We start from the raw sequence: 19304 nt of genomic DNA on the forward strand, positions 1-19304 counted from the left end.
GTTCACTCATGCGCGCCTGGCCGCTTGCCTAGCCCGGCCAGACCGGGCTATGGTGAGTGCAACCGCCCGGCGTTCATCCCCTTGTGGGCGGGCTACAATCCTCAGAGGAGTGCCGCATGCTGTTTCGGAAAAGGGCCTGGGATTTGATGCGCGATGAGTTTGCCACGGTGGACGAATCCGCCAGTCTGGCCGAGGCCGTGCGCGCCCTGCGCGAGAGCCAGAAGAAAACGCCGGAAAACAACATCGTCCTGGTCATGGGCAAAACCGGCAGCAAGGAGGGCGTGCTCAAGGGCGTGGTTTCCGTGTGGACAGTGTTGACCGCACTCGATGAATGCGTCCTGCGCGACCCAGACCTCAAGGTGGTCAAGGAAAGCGATTTCGACAAGACTTTTGCGCGGGCCAGCGCCGTATGCACCCATACGTCCCTTGCCGGCCACATGGACCCGGACGTGCCGACGCTGAAGCCCAACGACCCCCTGCCCGTGGTGCTGGAGCTGTTTTTGCGCCGCAAGCGCGGCTGGGCCGTGGTTCAGGAAAATGGCAAGGTCCTGGGCGTCATCCTGGTGGCCGACCTGTACCGCGAGCTTTCAGCGGACATGGTGGCCGCCTTCTAAATCACTTCCGGGTCCGGGACGCGCAGTTCCGGACCCCCCCTGCTCAATTCCGCTGATGATGCGGCCCTCGTCCAGGGTCAACACCGCATCCGCGCAGGAATCCAGCCAGCCCAAGTCGTGGCTGGAGAGGACCAGCGTCGTGCCATAGGCCGCGCGCGCGGCCATGACGGCGGCCTTCACGAACTCCGTGCTGGCGCGGTCCAGTCCGGCTGTGGGTTCGTCAAGCAGCAGCGCTGCTGGCTTCAATATCAGCCGCGCGGCCAGGGCCACGCGCCGGGCCTCGCCGCCGGAAAGCTGCCGCCAGGAGCGGCCCGCGTATTCGCCTGCGTCGAGCCCCACCAGGGCCAAGGCGTTGGCAATGGCCTCCCTGGACGCTGGCAGCCCGCGCAGCTTGAGGCCATAGGCCACGTTGGCCGCAACCGAGCGTGAGAGCAGGCAGGTGTCTTGCCCCAGCAGCACGGCCTTGCGGCGCAGCAAGTGCACGCCGCCATGCGCGCAGGCGTCCACCAGGACGCCATCGAACTCCAAGCTGCCCGAGCGCTGCGCCAGCAAAAAACCCAAAAGTTTCAGCAGGGTGCTTTTGCCACTGCCATTGTGCCCCGCTAGGCCCAGAATGCCGCCGCGCGCGATCTCAAGCTCAGAAACGCGCAGCACGGCCTCGCCTGCACCATAAGCGACTTCGATGTCCTTCAGCCGGTACAACGGCCCGTTCATGCGCACCCCCGGTAATCCGCAGCCGCGCGCGAGCGCAGCAGCCCCACCACGAGATTCACCACAAGCGCCACCAGCATGAGCACAATGCCCAGAGCGATGCCGCTGGCGAACTCGCCCTTGCCGGTCTCCAGGGCAATGGCCGTGGTGATGGTGCGCGTCTGCCACTTGATGTTGCCGCCCACCATCATGGCGATGCCCACCTCGCTGACGATGCGCCCAAAGGCCGAGGCGGCGGCAAGGGCCATGGCGAAGCGCGCCTCGGAGAGGGTGGCGAAGAGCAACTGCATGCGGTCCGCGCCGAGGGAAAGCACGGTCTGGGTCAGGCGCACGTCGGTGGACTCCACCGCCGTGGCGGTCATGGCGATGATGATGGGCAGACCCAGGAGGGTGAGGCCGATGGCCATGCCCGGCAGGGAGAACAGAAGCCCCCACTCGCCCAGCGGACCGCGCGAAGTGAACAGGGCGTAAACCATGAGCCCGATGACCACGGTGGGCAGGGAGAGCATCCAATCCACAAAAAGCCGCGCCACGCGGCGGCCAGGAAAGCGGAAGTGCCCCAGGGCGAACCCCAGGGGCAATCCCAAAACAAGGCTTGCGGCCAGGGCCAAGGCCGTGACGCTGGCCGTGGCCCAGACCGCCGAGAAGGTCTCGGGGTCCAGGGCCAGCAAAAGCGCCACGGCCTTGGTCAGGCCCTCGCTGAAATAGTCCACCTGCTTTACGTTTCCTTGTTATTTGGCTGCATTGGGTGTGAAGAGCTGCCTGCCTTGCACCTTGAAGTCCGCAATGGCCTTCTGGCCCACCGGGGAAAGGAACCAGCCCATGAGTTTCTTGGCCGCATCGTGCTTGATCTTTGCGCACTTGGGCGAAAGCAGGATGATGCTGTACTGGTTGCGCAGGGTCAGGTCGCCCTCGGACAGGACCACCAGGCCGGACTTGCCATGGTGCTTGGCCTCATAGGCGATCCAGGTGCCGCGGTCGGTGATGGTGTAGGCTCCGCGCTCGGCGGCCATGCCCAGGGTGGTCAACATGCCCTGGCCCACCTGGATGTACCAGGATTCCTTGTCCGGGGACAGGCCGGCGGCCTTCCACAAGCCAAGCTCCAGCTTGTGCGTGCCGGAGTCGTCGCCGCGGCTGGCGAAGGACGCCTTGGTCTCGGCAATGGCCTTGAGCGCATCGCCCGCGCCCTTGCCCTTGATCTTGGCGGCGTCCTTGGCAGGGCCGACGATGATAAAGTCGTTGTACATGAATTCCTTGCGCAGAATGCCGTGCCCGTCATCGATAAATTTCTTTTCCGCGCCGGGAGCATGGACCATGAGCACGTCCACGTCGCAATTCTTGCCGTGCTCCAGGGCCTTGCCCGTGCCTACGGCGGTCCAACGCATCTCAAGGCCAGCGTCCTTCAACACTTTCGGGGCCAAGTAGTCGAGCAGGCCGGTGTCCGCGGTGCTGGTGGTGGTGCCCACCAGGATGGTCTCGGCGGCCAGCGCGCTGCCGGTAAAGGCCAGCAGGGCCAGCAGGGTCAGGGTGACAGTAAGTTTACGCATGTGCATTCCTCCAGATTGGGGGTCAGAAGTGGCATATGTCATCATTGATTCATGCCACAAATGACATAAGACCAACGCCGCTGTAAAGACCCGCCGGGACAATCCGCTTTTGGCACCGCAGCCGTTGCCGGCGCCTACTCCACGCCATTGACCACGTTCTGCGGGCTGCCTTCCAAAAACGCCCGCAGGTTCCTGGCGGTGATGCCGAGAAGCCGTCTGCGGGCTTCCACGCTGGCCCAGGCCACGTGCGGGGTGATGAGGCAATTGGGTGCGGAGCGCAGGGGATTGTACGGGCGGATGGGCTCCCGGCTCAAAACGTCCAGAGCCGCGCCGGCGAGCTTGCCGGACTCAAGGGCTTCGGCCAGGGCGGCCTCGTCCACCAGCTGCCCGCGCGCGGTGTTCACCAGAAAGGCCGTAGGCTTCATGCGCGCAAGCAGCCGCGCGTCGACCATGTTCTCGTTCTCGGGCGTGAGCGGGCAGTGCAGGCTCACCACGTCAGAGTCCTCGAACAGGTCGTTCAGGCTGGCGAAGGCGAAAGGCCCGTAGGGCGGCAGCTCCTTGGGACGCGGCGCGTGGGCCAAAACGTTCATGCCAAAGGCGTGGGCCAACGCGGCCACGCGCTGGCCGATGGCCCCGAAGCCGACCACCCCGAAGGTCTTGCCAGCCAGCTCCACAATGGGCGCGTCCCAGAAGCAGAAGTCCGGCTGGGCGGGCCAGCGGCCCTCGGCCACGGCGCGCGCGTGGCGGCAGGCCTTGCCGAAGAGCTCCAGAGTCACGGCCATGACGTGCTGGGCCACGGCGGGCGGAGAATAGCCCGGCGCGTTGCACACGGGAATCCCACGGGCTGCGGCGGCCTTGACGTCCACCACGTTGTAGCCGGTGGCCAGAACGCAGATGCATTTTAGGTCCGGCAAGAGGTCCAGATCCTCGGCCAGCAACTCGGTCTTGTTGGTGAGCAGCACCTGCGCGCCCTTTGCGCGCTCCGGCAGCTCGCCGGGATCGGTGCGGTCGTAAAGCACCAGCTCGCCCTGCTCGGCTATGAGTTCCCAGGAAATGTCCTGGCCCATGGTGAAGGCGTCTAATGCGACGATGCGGGGCTTTTTGCTCATGCAGTCCTCCGAATTTTTTGATGCAGGCGCACGGTATCGTCTGGGCCGACTTGCTGGCAAGAGGGGACATGTCCACAGACTGTCCCGGCAAGCTACTGCGCCAACCCCCCTTGACATTTCCCGGCGTTCCGGTGAAATAGACCCGCCCCGGCGAAATGCGCCGGAAAATAAATTTTGGAGGAACGACCATGTTCGGCGAACTCTTGAAAGATATGGCCCACAGCAGCGCCCAGGGAACCGTTGGCGTCTCCCTTATCTTCATCTACCTGGCCTGGATCATCACCGTGGCCTTCATCCGCATCCAGCAGGGCAAGAAAGAAGGCCACCACTAGGCCGAATTTCGCCCACGCCGGGATGCCCCCCGGCCCATCACAAAAAGAACCGGCTGTCCGGGTCGCCGAGTGCGACCCGGATGGCTTTTCTTGTTTCAACACCAGAAGCGACCTAGAAAAAATATCTCCGCAACGATTCCTTTCCGCGTCCCCTGGCTCATCCTGGCCGTGCCTTGCCCCTTTTCGTCAGCGCTCCTAGCCCTGCCCCCAGTGGCCAAAACACAGCGCGCCGGACGCGAAACAAGAACGGCCCTGGAAGCGCTTCCAGGGCCGTTCTTGTTTCGCAAACCCACAGCCCCTTGCGGGTTCTTGAGTGCAAACCCCGCATCGTGTGGGGAACAGGCTAGCGGTCGCTCCACTCCAGGGTCAGGCGCTCCATCTCCTCCGGCGTAAAGGCCGGGGAATCCAGAAGCCCCGCGCGCCTGCGCTGGGAGAACATTTCGTAAAGGATCACTGCGGCGGCCACAGAGACGTTCAGGCTCTGCACCATGCCCTGCATGGGGATGTACAGCTCCTCGTCAACGCCTTCCACAAGCTCCGGGGTGGCGCCACGGTGCTCGTTGGACAGGATCACCGCCGTGGGCCGGGTGAAGTCGAAGTCGAAAAGCGGCTTGGCCGTATCCGAAAACCCGGTGCGAATGACCTGCACTCCGCTGGCCTTGAAGCCTTCCAGCATCTCGACCGCGTTGTCGTGGCGCACCCGCTCCACCCATTTCTTAGCCGAGGCCGAAGACTTCTTGCCCAGGTCCGGCCACTTCTCCGTGGTGTAGTAAAGATGCACGCGGTGCAGGCCGAAGGCGTCGCAACTGCGTAATATCGCAGAGACGTTGTGCGGGTCCCAGATGTTGTCCATGACCAGCGTGACGTCCTTCTGCCGGTGGGCCAGAACGGTTTTGATGCGCTCCAGGCGCTCGGGTGTGATGAATCCTCGCATGGGCGGGCTTCTACCCCCATGCGGGCCGCCGCGCAAGTGCGGGATCTTCGACTCGCGGGTCTGCTGTTGACATTTTAACTGCTTCTGCGGATAAGCTGCTACACCATGCGGATTTTCCGCTTCGGAGGTTTCTGTATGCGCGCGCTGGTCGCCGAAGATGAATTTTTGGGCCGCAAAGTGCTCTCCGTCTTCCTGAACACCCTGTTCGAGGTCGATGTCGTGGTCAACGGGCTTGAGGCCGTGGAGGCCTTCAAACTCGCGCACAAGGAGGGACGCCCCTACGATCTTCTGCTCATGGACATCATGATGCCGGAGATGGACGGGCTTGAGGCCCTGAAGCAGATCCGCGCCATTGAACAACAACACCCTGGCCGCATCCGGGCCAAGGCCCTCATGACCACGGCCCTGGACGATCCCAAGACCGTCATCCGCTCCTTTCACGATGGTGAGGCCTCCGGCTACATCGTGAAGCCCGTGCGCAAGGACAAGCTTTTCGAAGAACTCAAGAAACTCGGATTCATCACGGCCTAACGCCGCGAGGTCACCATTTGAGCGACGCCCTGTCCGAAGAATTTTTCGCTGAAGTAGGCGACAAATACTATCCCCAAGTCCTCGAAGGCTTGGAAAAAATCGGCGCGGGCGAGGTGGCCTCCGGCATCGAGATCCTGGCCAGGCCCCTGCACACCATCAAGGGCGTCACCGGGTTCATGCCCGGCTTTGAAGCCGCCAGCCACCTGACCCACAAGGTGGAGAGCTTCCTCAAGAAGCTCCAGGCCGTGACCCTGCCCCACAGCGCAGACAACATTTCCCTGGCCGCTTACGGCGTGAACTCCGTCTTCGCCGTCATCGAGCAGATCCGCGACCAGGGCGCGCCGGACCAGGGCGAGATAGACGCCGTTTGCCAGGTGCTTGAGGCGGCCTCCGGAGGCGCGCAAAAAAGCGGCGGCGCCAGCTCGGCCAACTGCCTGCTGCAGGAGCAGGGTCCAGCCGGACCGGTGCTCCGGCTCACCTGCGCGCGCATGCACCTCAAGGCCCAGGCCGACCAGCTGGTGGGAGCGATTCTGTCCCTGCCGCAAACGGAACCGGTGACCCTGGACCTCTCTGCCGTGCGAAGCTGCGGTTCCTCAATTTGGGAGGATCTGGCGGGTCTGGCGGGCATGTGGACCCTCCGCGTGCGCGGGCTCTCCGGCGCGGCCCGCGAAACCTTCTACGCCTGGGAGTTCGACGCCGTGTTCGCCCTGGAGCCCGAGGCAGCCAGCCCCGGCGAAGAGGCCAAATGAAGGATCACATCCGCCAGTGCATCGCCCCCCTGGAGGAGAGCGTCCTCAAGCTGGAGGAAGGCCGCCCCACCAGCAACGAGGTGACCCCGGTGCTGGAGGCCCTGGGCCTCACCCACCTGAAGCTGGCCTCGGCCCAGGTCATTTCGCTTTTGGACATGCTGGCCGACGGCATCACCCCGGTGAACGAGGGCATCATCACCGCCCTGCTGCGCCTGTGCGAGGCGCACAAGAAATTTCTCTACGCCCTGGCCGGCGGGCTCGACCAGCCCCGCGCCGCAGCAGCCCCGCCGCAACTGGAGATGCCAGCCCCAGCGACAGCCCAGGCATGTTCGGATGTTCCGGCGACGGGCGCGCTGCCCCCTGACGCCGCCCACCCCGGCGCAGCCCGTGCCGACGCCGCCCACCCCGATGTGGCGGAGGCCCAGGCCAATCAAGTGCTGGCCGCCAGCAAGCAGGGCATCACCAGCATCCGCGTGCCAACAGAGCGGCTCGACAGCCTCATCGAGCTGGTGGGCAAGCTCATGGTGACCTTTGCCGTGCTGTCCCAAAGCGGCACGCGCGGCGCCACTCTCTCGGCCTCCACCCTGTCGGAGCTGGACACGGTGATAACCGGCCTGCAAACTCAGGTGGACGCCATCCGCCTGGTGCCCCTGAAGCAGATCTTCCTGCCCATGAACCGCCTGGTGCAGAGCCTTTCCCAAAAGATGGGCAAAAAGGTGCGCTTCACCATCACCGGCGACGAGCTGGCCCTGGACAAAACCATTGTGGAGAGCCTGAACGAACCCCTGGTGCACCTGCTGCGCAACGCCCTGGACCACGGCCTGGAGCTGCCCGACGAGCGCACGGAAAAGGGCAAGGACGAGACCGGCACAGTGCTCCTGAACGCCTTCCGCAAGGGCGACACGGCCTATGTCGAAGTCTCCGACGATGGCCGGGGGCTCAACGCCGCGAGAATTCTCGACAAGGCCCGCGAGCGCGGCCTGGTGCAGCCGGACCAGGAGCTCACCGAGCAGGAGATCATCCAGTTCATCCTGGCCTCTGGCTTCAGCACCGCAGAGAAAGTCACGGACGTGTCGGGCCGGGGCGTGGGCATGGACGCGGTGGCCAACGCCGTGCGCATGCAGCTCGGCGGCGACATCACCATCGAGAACCTGCCCGGCGCGGGCTCGCGCTTCACCCTGTCCATTCCGCTGTCGCGCTCGGTGAACGAGGGCATCGTGGACGCCCTGGTGTGCCGCGTGGGGCCGGAACTGCTCATCGTGCCCTCCCGAGACGTGCTTGAAATCTTCGCGCCACACGCCGAGGACCTGGTGGCCCTGCCCGACGGCAGCGAGACCGTGAGCGTGCGCGGCCAGATCTTCCACCTGTTGCGCCTGTGCCGCCATCTGCAACTGGGCGAAACCTGCGCCGGCATCGAAAAGGGACTCATCATCACCGTGCGCATGGGCGAAGTATCCGCCGCCCTGCTTGTGGACGAGGTGCTGCGCCAGCAGCAGGTGGTGGTGACGGGCTTCACCGTGCCCGTGCAGGACATTTACACCCTGCCCATCCTGGGTTTCGGCATGATGGGCGAAAGCGACGCCCTGGTGCTGGACATCGAGAAGCTCCTGGCCGAGGTCTCCGCGCCCGCCCAGGGATGACGCCCCAGGCTTGACACCCCCTGCCCCCCATACTATCGAGCACATTCGTCCGGTGCCCCGTTTTTCGGGGTGAAGAGGGAATCCCGTGGAATTCGGGAGCGGACCCGCCGCCGTGAGCCCCGCAAACGGTCGGCCCCCTAGCGCGCCACTGGGAGTACTCTCCTGGGAAGGCCGGGGCCGATGGGGCAAGTCGGAAGACCTGCCGGATTGAGTGTCATGGCTTCTCGTCGGCAACGAGGGCTTATTGTCCGACGGGACTTGTAAGGGGACGAATACGGAACTCCCTTTCCGCGTACGCATGCGGGAAGGGTTTTTTTATTCCCCCGCACCGCCCTCCATTTTGGAGGTCTTCATGCGTTCATCCGCTTTCTCCGCGCTGTTGCGCGCCATGCTCCTCGCCGCACTGGCGCTGACCCTGGCCCAGCCCTGTCTGGCAGGCGAAGGCAAACAATCCCCCGCGCCCAAGCGCGGCATCCTGCTGGTGGCCTTCGGCACCAGCGTGCCCGAGGCCGTCACCGCCATCGACTCCTTGAAGCAGCAGGCCGAGGCCGCCTTTCCCGGCGTGCCTGTGCGAATGGCTTACTCATCCAAGATCATCCGCGACAAAATCGCTGGCGAGGGCATAGCGAAACGCGCCCCGGCCCAAGCCCTGGCCGACATGGCCGCCGAGGGCTTCACCGAGGTGGCCGTGCAATCCCTGCATGCCATCCCCGGCAAAGAGTTCCACGACATCGTATCCACAGCCAGAGCCATGGAAGGCATGCCCAAGGGCATCGGGAAGATCACCATGGGCCTGCCGCTGCTCTCCACCCCGCACGACATCAAGGCCGCAGCAGCAGCCATCCTCGCCTCCCTGCCCAAGCGCGGCAAGGGCGAGGCTGTGGTGCTCATGGGCCACGGCACCGAGCACCCGGCCAACGCCGCCTACGCAGCGCTCCAACTGGCATTGTGGAAGCAGGACAAGAGCGTGTTCATCGCCACGGTGGAAGACACCCCCGGCCTCGACGAGATCATCCCGGACCTCATGCGCTTGGGCGCGCGCACCGTGCACCTGACACCGCTCATGAGCGTTGCGGGCGACCATGCCCGGAACGACATGGCCGGCCCGGAAGCCGATTCGTGGGCCAGCAAGCTCAAGGCAGCGGGCTTCATCCCCAAGGCCGACCTTACGGGCCTGGGCAGCCGCCCGGCCGTGTCCCGCCTGTGGATCGACCATCTCAAGGACGCCGTAAAGGCTCTGGACCAGTAATGATGCAGCAGGGCGGAATACCAGGCGCGAAAGAGTGCGAAAAGCGGCGGGATGTTTGCCCTGCCTGGCTTCGCGCCTGCGCCCTGGCTTCCGCCCTGCTGGTCTCGCTTTTGCTGACCGTGGTGCTGGCCTGCGCCGTGGGCAGCTACCCGTCCACGGTGGGCGAGTCCCTGCGCGCGCTGCTGCAGGCTGCGGGCTTCGCGGCGGGCGAAGCCGTGGACCCGAGCCTCTCCGTGGTCATCGTGGACATCCGCCTGGCCCGCGTGCTGCTGGCCGGACTCACCGGAGCATCCCTCGCCATTGCGGGCGCGGCCTTCCAGGGCGTGCTCAGAAACCCCCTGGCCGACTCCTTCACCCTGGGCGTTTCCGGCGGCGCGGCCTTCGGAGCCTCGGTGGCCATCATCAGCGGCATGGCCGGGGAGGCCGCCCTTTCCGGCGACGCCCGCGCCCTGCCCGCCTGCGCCCTTGTCGGGGCGCTGACAGCCCTGGCGTTGGTGCTTGGCCTTTCACGCGCGGGCGGCGGGCCGCTCTCCGGCCTGCGGCGCGAAACCGTGGTCCTGGCGGGCATCGTGGTGTCCACCTTCCTTTCCGCCCTCATCTCGCTGTTGAAAAGCCTGGACGAAGAATCCGTGGCCAGCATCGTGTTCTGGATCATGGGCAGCTTCCAGGGCCGGGGCTTCGAGCACGCGGAGCTGGCCTGGCCGTACATGCTCGTGGGCGCGGCCATCGTCTTCTGGCGCGCGCGGGAGCTGGACGTGCTGGCCCTGGGCGAAACCCAGGCGCGCATGCTGGGCCTGGAGGCCGGGCGCTCCCGCCTGTGGCTGCTTTTGGCCGCCAGCCTGCTTTCCGGCGCGGCTGTGGCGGTCTCCGGCGTCATCGGCTTTGTGGGGCTTGTGGTGCCGCATCTGGTGCGCCTTGTGCTGGGCGCGGGGCACCGCAGGCTTCTGCCAGCCTCGGCGCTTCTGGGCGCGCTTCTGCTCATCTGGTCCGATGTGGCCGCGCGCAGCGTGCTGCCCGGCGGGGCCGAGCTGCCCGTTGGCGTTGTGACCGCGCTCATCGGCGGGCCCTTCTTTTGCCTGATTCTGGCGCGCAAGGGCCTGAAGAACAGAGGCGAAGCATGATCCGGGCGCGGAATCTTCATTGCGGCTACGGCGGCCACGAGGTGCTGCGCGGGGTGGACCTGCATCTGGCGGCAGGTGAATTTGCGGCCCTGCTGGGGCCCAACGGCTCGGGCAAGACCACCCTGCTCCTGGCCCTGGCCGGACTGCTGCCTCCATTGAGCGGCGGCGTGGAGCTTGCGGGCCGCGACATTTCCGGCCTTTCCGCCCGCGAGCGAGCCCTGCTGGTGTCCTGCGTGCCCCAGGGCGCTGCGGCCCCGGCAGGCTACAGCGTGCAAGAGCTGGTGCGCATGGGCCGCTACGCCCACACGGGATTTCTGGGCGGCTATGGCCCGCAGGACGACGATGCCGCGCAGGCCGCCCTGGCCGATGCCCATTGTCTGGACCTGGCCGAACGGCAAGCTGCCGAGCTATCCGGCGGGGAGTTCCAGCGCGTGCTGCTGGCCCGCGCCCTGTGCCAGGGCCGCCGGGCGCTCTTGCTCGACGAGGCCACCTCGGCCCTGGACCTGGCCCGGCGCGTGGAGGCCTTTGACCTGCTGGCGAGGCAGCACAAGGCCGGCAGCACGGTGTTCGCCGCCGCCCACGACCTGAACCTGGCCGCGCTGTATTGCCCGCGGCTGGTGTTCCTCAAGGCCGGGCGCATCGTGCTCGACGGCCCCACCAGTGACGTTTTCACGGAAGCGAACCTCAAGGACATCTATGACACGGACCTTCGCGTGGCTCCGCACCCTGTCACCGGCGCGCCCCAGGCGCATCTGGTGCCTGGCGCTCACGCTCACGCTTCTTTGCTGCGCTAACGCACAGGCCGAGGTGCGCGCGCCCGCCCGCGTGCCCATCCGCGTGGTGGACGACGCGGGCCAGGAGATCGTCCTGGACCGCCCGGCGGTCCGCGTCATCGCGCTATACGGGGCGTTCAACGAGATTCTGGACGGCCTGGGCAAAGCCGACGTCATCGTTGCGCGCACCAACGCGGACACGATCCCGACGCGCATAGCCACTCTTCCGGTCATCGGCACGCACATGCGGCCCAACATTGAGGCCGTGCTGGCCCAGAAGCCTGACCTGGTGCTCCAGATGGCGGGCCGCAAGGAGGCATCCCTGCCCGTGGACGCGCTGAGGAAGCGCGGCCTGCGCGTGGCCGTGTTCCGCGCCGCCAGCTTTGCGGAGCTGTTCAGCGTCATCCGCCGGGTGGGCGTGCTCACCGGGTCCGAAGCCCAGGCCGATGACATGGTGCGCGGCATGGAGGCCCGGCTGGCAACGCTGGATGCAAAAGTCGCAGCCACGCAGCAGCGGCCACGCGTCTTTTACGAGGTGCGCTCGCCCAACATGCTGGGCGCCGGACGCACGGGGCTGGTGGCCGAGATCATCCGCCGCGCCGGGGGCGTCAACTGCGTGGAGGAGCGCGTCAAGTTCGCGCGCCTGAGCGAGGAGGAGATCGTGCGTCTAGCGCCCGAGGCGTACCTCATCCAGCGCGGCCCCATGAACCCGGCGCCCCTGCCCCTTTCCAAGCGCCCGCGCCTGAGGACCATCCCCGCCGCCGCCAACGGCAAGACCTGGTTCGTGGACGAGCGCAGGTACTCCCGCCCCGGCCCGCAAAGCGTCGGCGCTGCCGAGGAACTGGCCGGGCTGCTGCACCCGGAGATTTCGCAGAAGCAATCAGCACCCGCCAAGGGCGCAAAAAAGGACAGGAAATGACCCGTTTTGGAACACTGTACGGCATAGGCGTCGGCCCTGGCGACCCGGACCTCATCACGCTCAAGGCCGTGAAGACGCTTCAGAAGGTGGACGTGGTGCTGGCTGCGGCCTCCACCAAAAACGAGGCCTCCCTGGCCCTGTCCATCGCCAGCCCCCACCTGCGCGAAGGCGCGGCGGTGGTGCGCCTGGACTTCCCCATGACCCGCGATCAGGCCGTGCTGGACAAGGCCTGGCGCGCCAACGCCGACACGGTTTCGGGCATCCTGCGCCAGGGCAAAAGCGCCGCCTTCCTGACCCTGGGCGACCCACTGACTTACAGCACCTTCGGCTACCTGCTGCGCACCCTGAACGGCCTGCTGGCCGAGATTCCGGTGCAGGTGATTCCGGGCATCACGAGCTATCAGGCCGCGGCGGCGCATACGGGCCGGGTGCTGGTGGAGAGCGGCGAAAGCCTGGCCGTGGTGTCGGGCGTGGCGGACGAGGAAGAGCTGACGCGCGTGCTTTCCGGCGCGCAGTGCGCAGTTATCCTCAAGGCCTACAAGAACATGCCGGTGATCAAGAAGGTGTTGGCGAACCTGGGCCTCACCGACGCCAGCGTGTTCGTCACCCGCCTGGGGCACGAGGGCCAGGAGGTCATCCAAAGCCTGGACCAGGCGCCGGATAAACCCAGCTACTTCTCGCTGATCCTGGTGCGCAAAGAGCGTTAGCGCCTCACTCGCGCGTATTGGCGCGTAGCGTCTATTCCACCAGCAGCATGTGCAGGTCGCACACGTTGGTGCGCGTTGGCCCGGTCTTGTACAGCCCGCCGATGGCCTCGAAAAAATGGTACGAGTCGTTGGCGCGCAAGGCCTCTGCCGTGGACAGCCCCCCCTCCCGCGCGCGGGCCAGCATGCCCGGCGAGGCATAGGCCCCGGCGGCGTCAGTGGGGCCGTCCGTGCCGTCCGTGGAGGCGGACAAGAACGCGATGCCGCGCCCGCCCTCAGGGTCGCGCTCCATCTCGGCCAAAAAGGCCAGGGCCATTTCCTGGTTGCGGCCACCCTTGCCCTCGCCCGTCAGCGTCACCACGGTCTCCCCGCCCAGAATCACGCAGGCCGGGCGCGCCACAAGCATGCCCGTGCGCCGCACGTCCTGGCCGATGCCGGACAAAAACCGCGCCACCTCCCGCGCCTCCCCGGTCAGCAGGCAGGTGAGGGGCGCCACGTTGTAGCCAAGTTCGCGGGCCTGTTCGCAGGCGGCCAGGAGCGCCGCGTGGTTGGTGCCGATGAGCAGGTTCGTGGCGCGGGAGAGCGCCGCGTCGCCGGTTTTTGGCGTCTCGTCGATGTCGCCCGCAGCGCCAAGCTCAAGGGCCCGCAGCACCTCCTGCGGAACGCCTGCCTCTATGCCGTAGCCGCGCACGATGCCGAGAGCCTCGGCGTAGGTGCTTTCGTCCGCGCTGGTGATGCCCGAGGCGATGGTGTCCAGCCGGTCGCCCACCACGTCGGAAAGAATGAGTGAAATGCTGGTTGCCGGTGCAAGAAGCCGCAGGAACCGCCCGCCCTTGAGCTCGGACAGGTGCTTGCGCACGCAGTTGATCTCGCGGATGTCCGCCCCGCAGGCGAGGAGCGCGCGGGTGACGGCCTGCTTGTGCTCCAGGGTGAGCACCACCTCGCGCCCGCCGTCCAGATAAGTCATGGGCGAGGGCAGCAGGGCCGATCCCCCGCCGGAGATGAGGTTGATGACCAAGGTGTTCTCGTCCGCGCCGCGCGCAAGCTCGGCAATGCGCCGGGCCGCCTGCACACCGGCCTCATCCGGCACCGGGTGCGCGGCCTCGGCCTGTTCGACGTGCCGGAGTTCCTCGGTGTGGCCGTACTTGGTGCACACCAACCCCTCAAATGTCACGCCAGCGGGCAGGCGGTCGGCCAGGATCTCCTCCACGGCCTTGGCCATGCGCGCGGAAGCCTTTCCGCAGCCCAGCACCAGAATGCGCGAAAAACGCGAAAGATCCTCTTCGTGGCGCTCCTGCTCCAGCTCGATCTCCAGCACCGAGCCCTTGAGCCGCATGCGGTCCTTGAGCATGCCGTAGGGATCGATGCGCACAAGGGCGGCCTCGAAGATGCGCTTCAGGGTCTGGAACTGGGGTTCGTTGTGCATAAGGCCTCCGGGGTTGGACTGGATTCTAGGCTAGGCGTTTTGCCCGGCGGACTCAAGCCCCTGCTCTCGCCCGGCGCGCAGGCCGCCTGAGCCGCGCCCCAAACGAAACAGCCGGGTTCGAGCATGTTCGAACCCGGCCCCCCTGTGCGCAGAAAAATCATTTTTAGCCCTTTGCTCAGGAGCGGCGTTCCTAATCCTCGCTCTTTTCCGTCTTGCCGCACAGCATGACGGCCTGGAGCAGGTGCGGGGTCTGGATGTGGATGACGCGCCTTCCAGTGGCGGCAGGTCCGCTGGCCCCGCTCACGTCGATGCTGAGGTGCCCCTGCGTGACCAGGCCCTGCAGGTAGCCTTCGATGGTGCTGGCGCTGCACACGAAGATGTCGGACAGGTTGCGCACTGCGGAGTCGTAGAGGATCTCCGTCTTGCCGTTGGTCTCGAAGAGGTCGAGGATGCGCACGATGCCCATGGGCACGTTGGGCGCGCGCAGGGCCTTCTTGGTGGTGTTCTTGAGGCGCGTGACCATGACGTTCAGGATGGCCTGAATGGTGGGCGGCGCGGAAGCGATGTAGCCCTCCAGGTCGTCGCCGTTCAGCACGACAACTTTGGAGTCCTCAAGGGCGATGGCCGTTGCGGTGCGGCCATGGTTCTCCAGGAACAGGGACATTTCGCCGAAGATGGACACGGGCTGGAGCACGGCGAAGACCTTCTTGCGGCCATCCACGTTGCCGGAGATCTCCACCTTGCCTTCCACAAGGATGTAGGCCTCCTCGCCCTTGCTGCCCTCGGTGAAAATGACGTTATGCTTGAGCACGGTGCGCTGCAGGAACGAGCCCTGGCTCACGCGCTTCATGACAACGGAGCTGTCTCGGCTTCCTGGCAGGGGCATGCATCACCTCGTTGTGGCGTCTTCGCTGGCGAAAAAGGGTGCCTTGCCGCCCTGGGCTTCGCGTCCCTCGGTGAGCACCAGGCGATACCCGAAGGCGATGAACAGCGGGCGCTTGCCCCACTCCTCCGGCTGCAGGGAGAACTCGAAGCCGATGCCCTCGTCGGCCCGCGCCTCGCGCGGGAGGAAGGTGCGGGTGTCCTGGGCCATGACGCGGCCCTCGGGGTCGCAAAGATAGGCGGTGAACTTGAGGGACTCCGCCCACTTGGCCCATTCTGGAAGCTTCCTGGTGTCAAGGTAGGCCCAGCCCTTGATGCCGGCCACGTCGCCCACGGGCACCACCTGGTAATCGAAGCGCATGAAGTTGGTCACCAGGGAGCGCGGCTCCTCAAGGGACCAGGGGTCTCGCTTCAGGTGCGCGGCGCTCATGGGCGCCTGGGCGCAGCCCCAAAAAAGCGTCGTTGCGGCCAGGGCCACGGCGCAGAGTGCAGCAGTAAGGCTCTTCCCTTTATTCATAGCTTAGATTTACCACAAACCTCGCAGGATGCAAATAATACCTTCGCGCCGGGGTTCAACAGGAAAGGGCGCGCCACTTGCGCCCCAGGTCATCCCACAGGGCTCCCAAGCCCGCGCGAAACACGGCGTCCATGTCCTCCCGCCGGTGCTTCCCCTCCAGTTTGATCTTGTTGCCGAAGACCTGGCCCATGGCCGCCGGGCCTTTGGCCCTGGCCAGACTGGAGTGCTGCACATGGGCCACGCCCACATCGCCCGCATACCTGGCCGGGCGGCCCGCCGCAGCGCTGCGCAGGTCGCGGTCCAGGTCGTCGAACTGCGTGGGGCTGAAGCGGATGTCGAACCCGCCCAGCTCGCGCAGGACATCCACTCGCAGGGCGTGGCAGCAGCCGGACACGTGCGCCGCAGGCCGCGCGTAGGTAAAGAGCCCGAAATCCAGCGCCCCGGCGCAGTTGTCGAACACGTTCACATGCTCCGGCAGGTCGCGGATGGTTCCGGCCCGGCCTGAGGGCGCAAAGAGCTGATAGTCGGCGGATTGCAGGCAGGGCGGCGGCGTGGCGGAAACAATGCGGCATCCCGTCGCCCCGGCCTCTGGATGCGCCAGGGCTTCGCCCAGCAGGCGGCGCAGCCAGCGCTCGGGCAGCAGCACGTCGTCGTCGAGAAATACGGCGAACTCCGCTCCCTGCGCCTCGGGCTGGCTGATGAGCCAGTTGCGCGCGGCGGGCGCGCCCACGTTCACCGGCAGGCGGATGACCCGCAGGGCCCCCTGCGGAAACAGATCCGCGCAGGCCGCCATGACCTCGCCAGTGCAGTCGGAGCTGCCGTTGTCCAGCACAAGGACCCGCGCCTGCCCATAGTCCGTGCGGGCCAGGCTCTCCAGCGTCTGCCGGGTGAGGTCGGCCTTGTTCCAGGAGTAGACGAGAATCACGGCCCGGGCGGTGTCTTCCTGCGTGGCCAAGGGCTGCGGACCAGCGAGATCGTGGAGCTTGAGCCCCAGATGCGTGTGCCAGGGCAGTTGGGCGAATAACGCTGCCAATCCCTCTCGTCCGGACTGGACCTGCCCCAGGCGCAGCAGCAGTTCCGCGCGCAGGTAGGCGGACCAGGCCCCAAAGAGTGCGGACGGGTCTGCGGCGTCGAGGGCGTCCAGGGCGGACAGGGCGTCCTCAGCGGGAGCGTACAAAAATTTCGTCTCCGCAACCAGGCGCGCGCGCAGGGGCGCAAGCCCGGCGGGCAAAACGCAGGCGTCCAGGGCCGCCAGGAGCAGATCTGCCGAGCCCAGGCGCAAGAGGCCTTCCCAGGCCGGGGCCAGCCAGGCCAGGCCTGTTGCGGCGTCGCGCAGGCGCGGCAAAAGCACGCGCAAAATCTGGCCCATATCGCCCGAGGCGGTGAGGGCCGACATATCATCCGTGTCTGGCCCCCCTTGCATGCGCGCCAGAAGCTCTGCGGCGAAGACTCCAGCCGGAACCCCCGGCAGCGCCTGGGCAAGAATCTCTACGCGCTGCCGGTCAAAGGGGGCGCGCTGCCAGGACCATAACCCCAGGCCTGCTCCACAGGCCACCAGATCCGCATCGCCGGAGCCGAGGGCCGCAAGCGTCAGGTAGCGGGCCAGGCCGGGCTCCTCCAACCCCATGACCCACTGGGGCAGAACCGGACGCAGCTTGTCAGCCAGGGCCGGGGGCGCTATGGTCAATGTCGGAAAGCCGATGGGGCGGAACATGAAGCCTCGCTTGTTGTTGGAACGGGAAAATCAGTACGCAGTGTAGTGCATGTGCCAGCGGATGAAAAGCAGCGCAAGGAGCTTCATGAACAGGGATTTGGACAGAGGGCTGGACGCCGTCGAGGCTGCGCTCAACCAGGGAGGCGTGGTGCTCTATCCCACGGAGACGTTGTACGCCCTGGGCTGCGCGGCACACCGGTCCGAGGCCTGCGCGCGCATCGCCGCCCTCAAGGGGCGGCCCGAGACCAAGCCCTTTCCGCTGGTGCTGGGCGACATGGACGGCCTTGCGGCCATAGCCCAAGAGATGCCGTCAGACCTGCTGCTCCTGGCCGATCGCTTCTGGCCCGGACCGCTGTCTGTGCTGGTGCGCACCAAGGACCACCTGCCCCGCCTCGTGCGCGACGACGAAGGCTTCTCTTCCGTGCGCATCACCCCGCACCCAACGGCCCGGGAGCTGTGCCTGCGCGCCGGTCCGGCCCTTGTGGCAACCAGCGCCAACCGCAGCGGCCAGCCCGCCACAGCCCATCCGGCGGAACTTGACCCCGCGCTTTTGGCCGGGGCCGACGCCTCGGTGCTGACGCCACCCTGGCCTGCCGGGGGGGCGCCCTCCACTTTGGTTCGCCTGCTGGGCCAGGACCGCATCAACATCCTGCGCCAAGGCGCGGTGAGCGCCGACGCCCTCTCCCAGGTGTTCCGCATAATTTCTTGAGCCCAGCGCAGCGCCCAAACCCCGCCCCTGCGCCGGGCCGTTAAAAATCCTGAACCACAAAACCCGCGAAACCACGTGAACCAGCCCTCCAAGTATAAAACCTTAAACCGTTTTCCCCAAAAAAACGCTCTCGGCAGCAGCCAGCAAAAAAAATTAGACGATCCAACACGCTGAATAAACAAGGTTTATTTTTTATTTTTACGGGCCGGACTTGTTTGGCCCGGCTCTTGCTCTACTCTGTTTATCCTTCCTTCTTTTGCTGAAGTCGGCTTCCCTGGGGTGGTCCCACGGAAGCTGATTTCGTTTTGGGGGGTCAGAGATTCCCCCCCCGCCACGCATCCTTCACTTCCACAGACAACACACCGCATTGCCTCATCTTTTCCACGAGTACGGTTCTCCTGCCTGCACGTTTCCGCGCGCATATTTTGCGTTATGCCGCACGACAAGCCCGAATATGCCGTCCGTGACCGGCGCGCATTGCGCATTGCGTCAGTCCAAAGACTTATACCAGCCCCTTCACGCTAGGCGCTCCCGCCACACATGTTGCGGATCCTGCACACACGTTTTCAAGAACTCACCAGCATGTCACACGATTGTTCTTGTAACTACGAGTAAAATCGCCTATCCAGGAAATGCTCCATCACAAGCGACAGCAAAAAAACACTAGTTATCAGTAAAGGTAAACCAATGTCCGGCCCCGATCAGCACCGCAACCCCGCTCCTACCGTGGATGTCCTGATCTTCGATCCGGTGCGCGGAATAGTGCTGGTGGAGCGCAGGAATCCTCCCCTGGGCTGGGCCTTGCCGGGCGGCTTCGTGGACTACGGTGAGACCTGCGAGGCTGCGGCCCAGCGCGAGGCCAAAGAGGAAACCGGGCTTGACGTGGTGCTCACCGGACTGCTCGGCGTGTACTCCGACCCGGCCCGCGACCCGCGCGGCCACACCATAAGTGTTGTCTACACCGCCCAGGCCCTGGACCCGCTGCGGGTCCAGGCCGGGGACGACGCGGCCCAGGCCGTTTTCTTCGCCCTGAACGACCTGCCCCCCCTGGCCTTCGACCACGGGCGCATCGTTCAGGACTTTCAGGCCGGGCTTTCGCGCCTGCGCCCCTAGGGCGAGGCAT

Annotated in this window: 21 protein-coding genes and 1 riboswitch; of the genes, 12 read left to right on the forward strand and 9 right to left on the reverse strand. The window is 65.9% G+C overall.

Translation table 11 applies throughout. The annotated features are described in order from the left end of the window. The first annotated feature begins 116 nt into the window (after nucleotides 1–116). Entirely contained in the window at nucleotides 117–614 is a 498-nt protein-coding gene (locus Q8O35_RS06085; RefSeq protein WP_305571710.1) for a CBS domain-containing protein, read from the forward strand. Here the strand turns inward: Q8O35_RS06085 and Q8O35_RS06090 are convergent. From Q8O35_RS06090 to Q8O35_RS06105, 4 genes are all read right to left on the reverse strand, one after another. Continuing rightward, nucleotides 588–1328, reverse strand: coding sequence for an energy-coupling factor ABC transporter ATP-binding protein (locus tag Q8O35_RS06090; protein ID WP_305571712.1), 741 nt, complete (start codon nucleotides 1326–1328; stop codon nucleotides 588–590). The two genes, Q8O35_RS06085 and Q8O35_RS06090, sit on opposite strands and share 27 nt — an antisense overlap. Further along, the gene (locus Q8O35_RS06095) at nucleotides 1325–2038 is read right to left on the reverse strand and encodes an ABC transporter permease (protein ID WP_305571714.1); all 714 of its coding nucleotides are present in this window, start codon (nucleotides 2036–2038) and stop codon (nucleotides 1325–1327) included. Before Q8O35_RS06095 ends, Q8O35_RS06090 begins: the two co-directional genes overlap by 4 nt. Before the next feature lie 18 nt (nucleotides 2039–2056). After that, nucleotides 2057–2872, reverse strand: coding sequence for a substrate-binding domain-containing protein (locus Q8O35_RS06100; protein WP_305571716.1), 816 nt, complete (start codon nucleotides 2870–2872; stop codon nucleotides 2057–2059). Nucleotides 2873–3006: 134 nt separating this feature from the next. Then, a complete protein-coding gene (locus Q8O35_RS06105) occupies nucleotides 3007–3981 on the reverse strand; it encodes a D-2-hydroxyacid dehydrogenase (RefSeq protein WP_305571718.1) in 975 nt (324 codons plus the stop codon). Nucleotides 3982–4169: 188 nt separating this feature from the next. Between Q8O35_RS06105 and Q8O35_RS06110 the strand changes: the two genes are divergently transcribed. Next, a complete protein-coding gene (locus tag Q8O35_RS06110; RefSeq protein ID WP_305571720.1) occupies nucleotides 4170–4313 on the forward strand; it encodes a hypothetical protein in 144 nt (47 codons plus the stop codon). Nucleotides 4314–4656: 343 nt separating this feature from the next. Here Q8O35_RS06110 and Q8O35_RS06115 read toward each other — a convergent pair whose 3' ends face one another. Beyond that, nucleotides 4657–5247 carry an RNA methyltransferase gene (locus Q8O35_RS06115; RefSeq protein ID WP_305571722.1) on the reverse strand — a complete coding sequence of 197 codons (591 nt, stop codon included), beginning with the start codon at nucleotides 5245–5247 and terminating at the stop codon, nucleotides 4657–4659. 135 nt (nucleotides 5248–5382) lie between these two features. On the opposite strand from Q8O35_RS06115, the gene Q8O35_RS06120 reads away from it, so the two are divergent. The 8 genes from Q8O35_RS06120 (at nucleotide 5383) to cobI (ending at nucleotide 12936) form a co-directional block, all read left to right on the forward strand. Continuing rightward, on the forward strand, nucleotides 5383–5778 hold the full coding sequence (locus Q8O35_RS06120) for a response regulator (protein ID WP_305571724.1): 396 nt from the start codon (nucleotides 5383–5385) through the stop codon (nucleotides 5776–5778). A gap of 17 nt (nucleotides 5779–5795) precedes the next feature. Then, nucleotides 5796–6527 (forward strand): histidine kinase, encoded by a 732-nt coding sequence (locus Q8O35_RS06125; protein WP_305571727.1) that lies wholly within the window; start codon nucleotides 5796–5798, stop codon nucleotides 6525–6527. After that, nucleotides 6524–8167 (forward strand): chemotaxis protein CheA, encoded by a 1644-nt coding sequence (locus tag Q8O35_RS06130; protein WP_305571729.1) that lies wholly within the window; start codon nucleotides 6524–6526, stop codon nucleotides 8165–8167. Before Q8O35_RS06125 ends, Q8O35_RS06130 begins: the two co-directional genes overlap by 4 nt. Nucleotides 8168–8200: 33 nt before the next feature. After that, a riboswitch (cobalamin riboswitch) is annotated at nucleotides 8201–8389 on the forward strand. A gap of 130 nt (nucleotides 8390–8519) precedes the next feature. Continuing rightward, entirely contained in the window at nucleotides 8520–9416 is an 897-nt protein-coding gene (locus Q8O35_RS06135; RefSeq protein ID WP_305571731.1) for a sirohydrochlorin cobaltochelatase, read from the forward strand. Then, nucleotides 9416–10537: an iron ABC transporter permease gene (locus Q8O35_RS06140; protein WP_305571733.1), complete on the forward strand. Its 1122-nt coding sequence runs from the start codon at nucleotides 9416–9418 to the stop codon at nucleotides 10535–10537. The genes Q8O35_RS06135 and Q8O35_RS06140 overlap by 1 nt, the downstream gene beginning before the upstream one ends. Continuing rightward, the gene (locus Q8O35_RS06145) at nucleotides 10534–11331 is read left to right on the forward strand and encodes an ABC transporter ATP-binding protein (protein WP_305571735.1); all 798 of its coding nucleotides are present in this window, start codon (nucleotides 10534–10536) and stop codon (nucleotides 11329–11331) included. Before Q8O35_RS06140 ends, Q8O35_RS06145 begins: the two co-directional genes overlap by 4 nt. Then, a complete protein-coding gene (locus tag Q8O35_RS06150; RefSeq protein WP_305571737.1) occupies nucleotides 11234–12229 on the forward strand; it encodes an ABC transporter substrate-binding protein in 996 nt (331 codons plus the stop codon). Before Q8O35_RS06145 ends, Q8O35_RS06150 begins: the two co-directional genes overlap by 98 nt. Next, nucleotides 12226–12936 (forward strand): precorrin-2 C(20)-methyltransferase, encoded by a 711-nt coding sequence (gene cobI / locus Q8O35_RS06155; RefSeq protein ID WP_305571739.1) that lies wholly within the window; start codon nucleotides 12226–12228, stop codon nucleotides 12934–12936. The genes Q8O35_RS06150 and cobI overlap by 4 nt, the downstream gene beginning before the upstream one ends. Before the next feature lie 31 nt (nucleotides 12937–12967). On the opposite strand, the gene Q8O35_RS06160 is transcribed toward cobI, so the two are convergent. The 4 genes from Q8O35_RS06160 to Q8O35_RS06175 form a co-directional block, all read right to left on the reverse strand. Further along, nucleotides 12968–14359, reverse strand: a complete 1392-nt coding sequence (locus tag Q8O35_RS06160) for a glycerate kinase (protein WP_305571741.1) — start codon at nucleotides 14357–14359, stop codon at nucleotides 12968–12970. A 190-nt stretch (nucleotides 14360–14549) separates the two neighbouring features. Continuing rightward, nucleotides 14550–15245, reverse strand: coding sequence for a cyclic nucleotide-binding domain-containing protein (locus Q8O35_RS06165; protein WP_305571743.1), 696 nt, complete (start codon nucleotides 15243–15245; stop codon nucleotides 14550–14552). A gap of 3 nt (nucleotides 15246–15248) precedes the next feature. Then, nucleotides 15249–15758, reverse strand: a complete 510-nt coding sequence (locus tag Q8O35_RS06170; protein WP_305571745.1) for a hypothetical protein — start codon at nucleotides 15756–15758, stop codon at nucleotides 15249–15251. 55 nt (nucleotides 15759–15813) lie between these two features. Next, nucleotides 15814–17472: a glycosyltransferase gene (locus Q8O35_RS06175; RefSeq protein WP_305571747.1), complete on the reverse strand. Its 1659-nt coding sequence runs from the start codon at nucleotides 17470–17472 to the stop codon at nucleotides 15814–15816. 85 nt (nucleotides 17473–17557) lie between these two features. Between Q8O35_RS06175 and Q8O35_RS06180 the strand changes: the two genes are divergently transcribed. Beyond that, the gene (locus Q8O35_RS06180) at nucleotides 17558–18181 is read left to right on the forward strand and encodes an L-threonylcarbamoyladenylate synthase (RefSeq protein ID WP_305571749.1); all 624 of its coding nucleotides are present in this window, start codon (nucleotides 17558–17560) and stop codon (nucleotides 18179–18181) included. A gap of 687 nt (nucleotides 18182–18868) precedes the next feature. Beyond that, nucleotides 18869–19294, forward strand: a complete 426-nt coding sequence (locus tag Q8O35_RS06185; protein ID WP_305571751.1) for an NUDIX hydrolase — start codon at nucleotides 18869–18871, stop codon at nucleotides 19292–19294. The last annotated feature ends 10 nt before the right edge of the window (nucleotides 19295–19304 follow it).

The sequence above is a fragment of the Humidesulfovibrio sp. genome, assembly GCF_030689645.1.
Taxonomy (GTDB): Bacteria; Desulfobacterota; Desulfovibrionia; order Desulfovibrionales; family Desulfovibrionaceae; genus Humidesulfovibrio.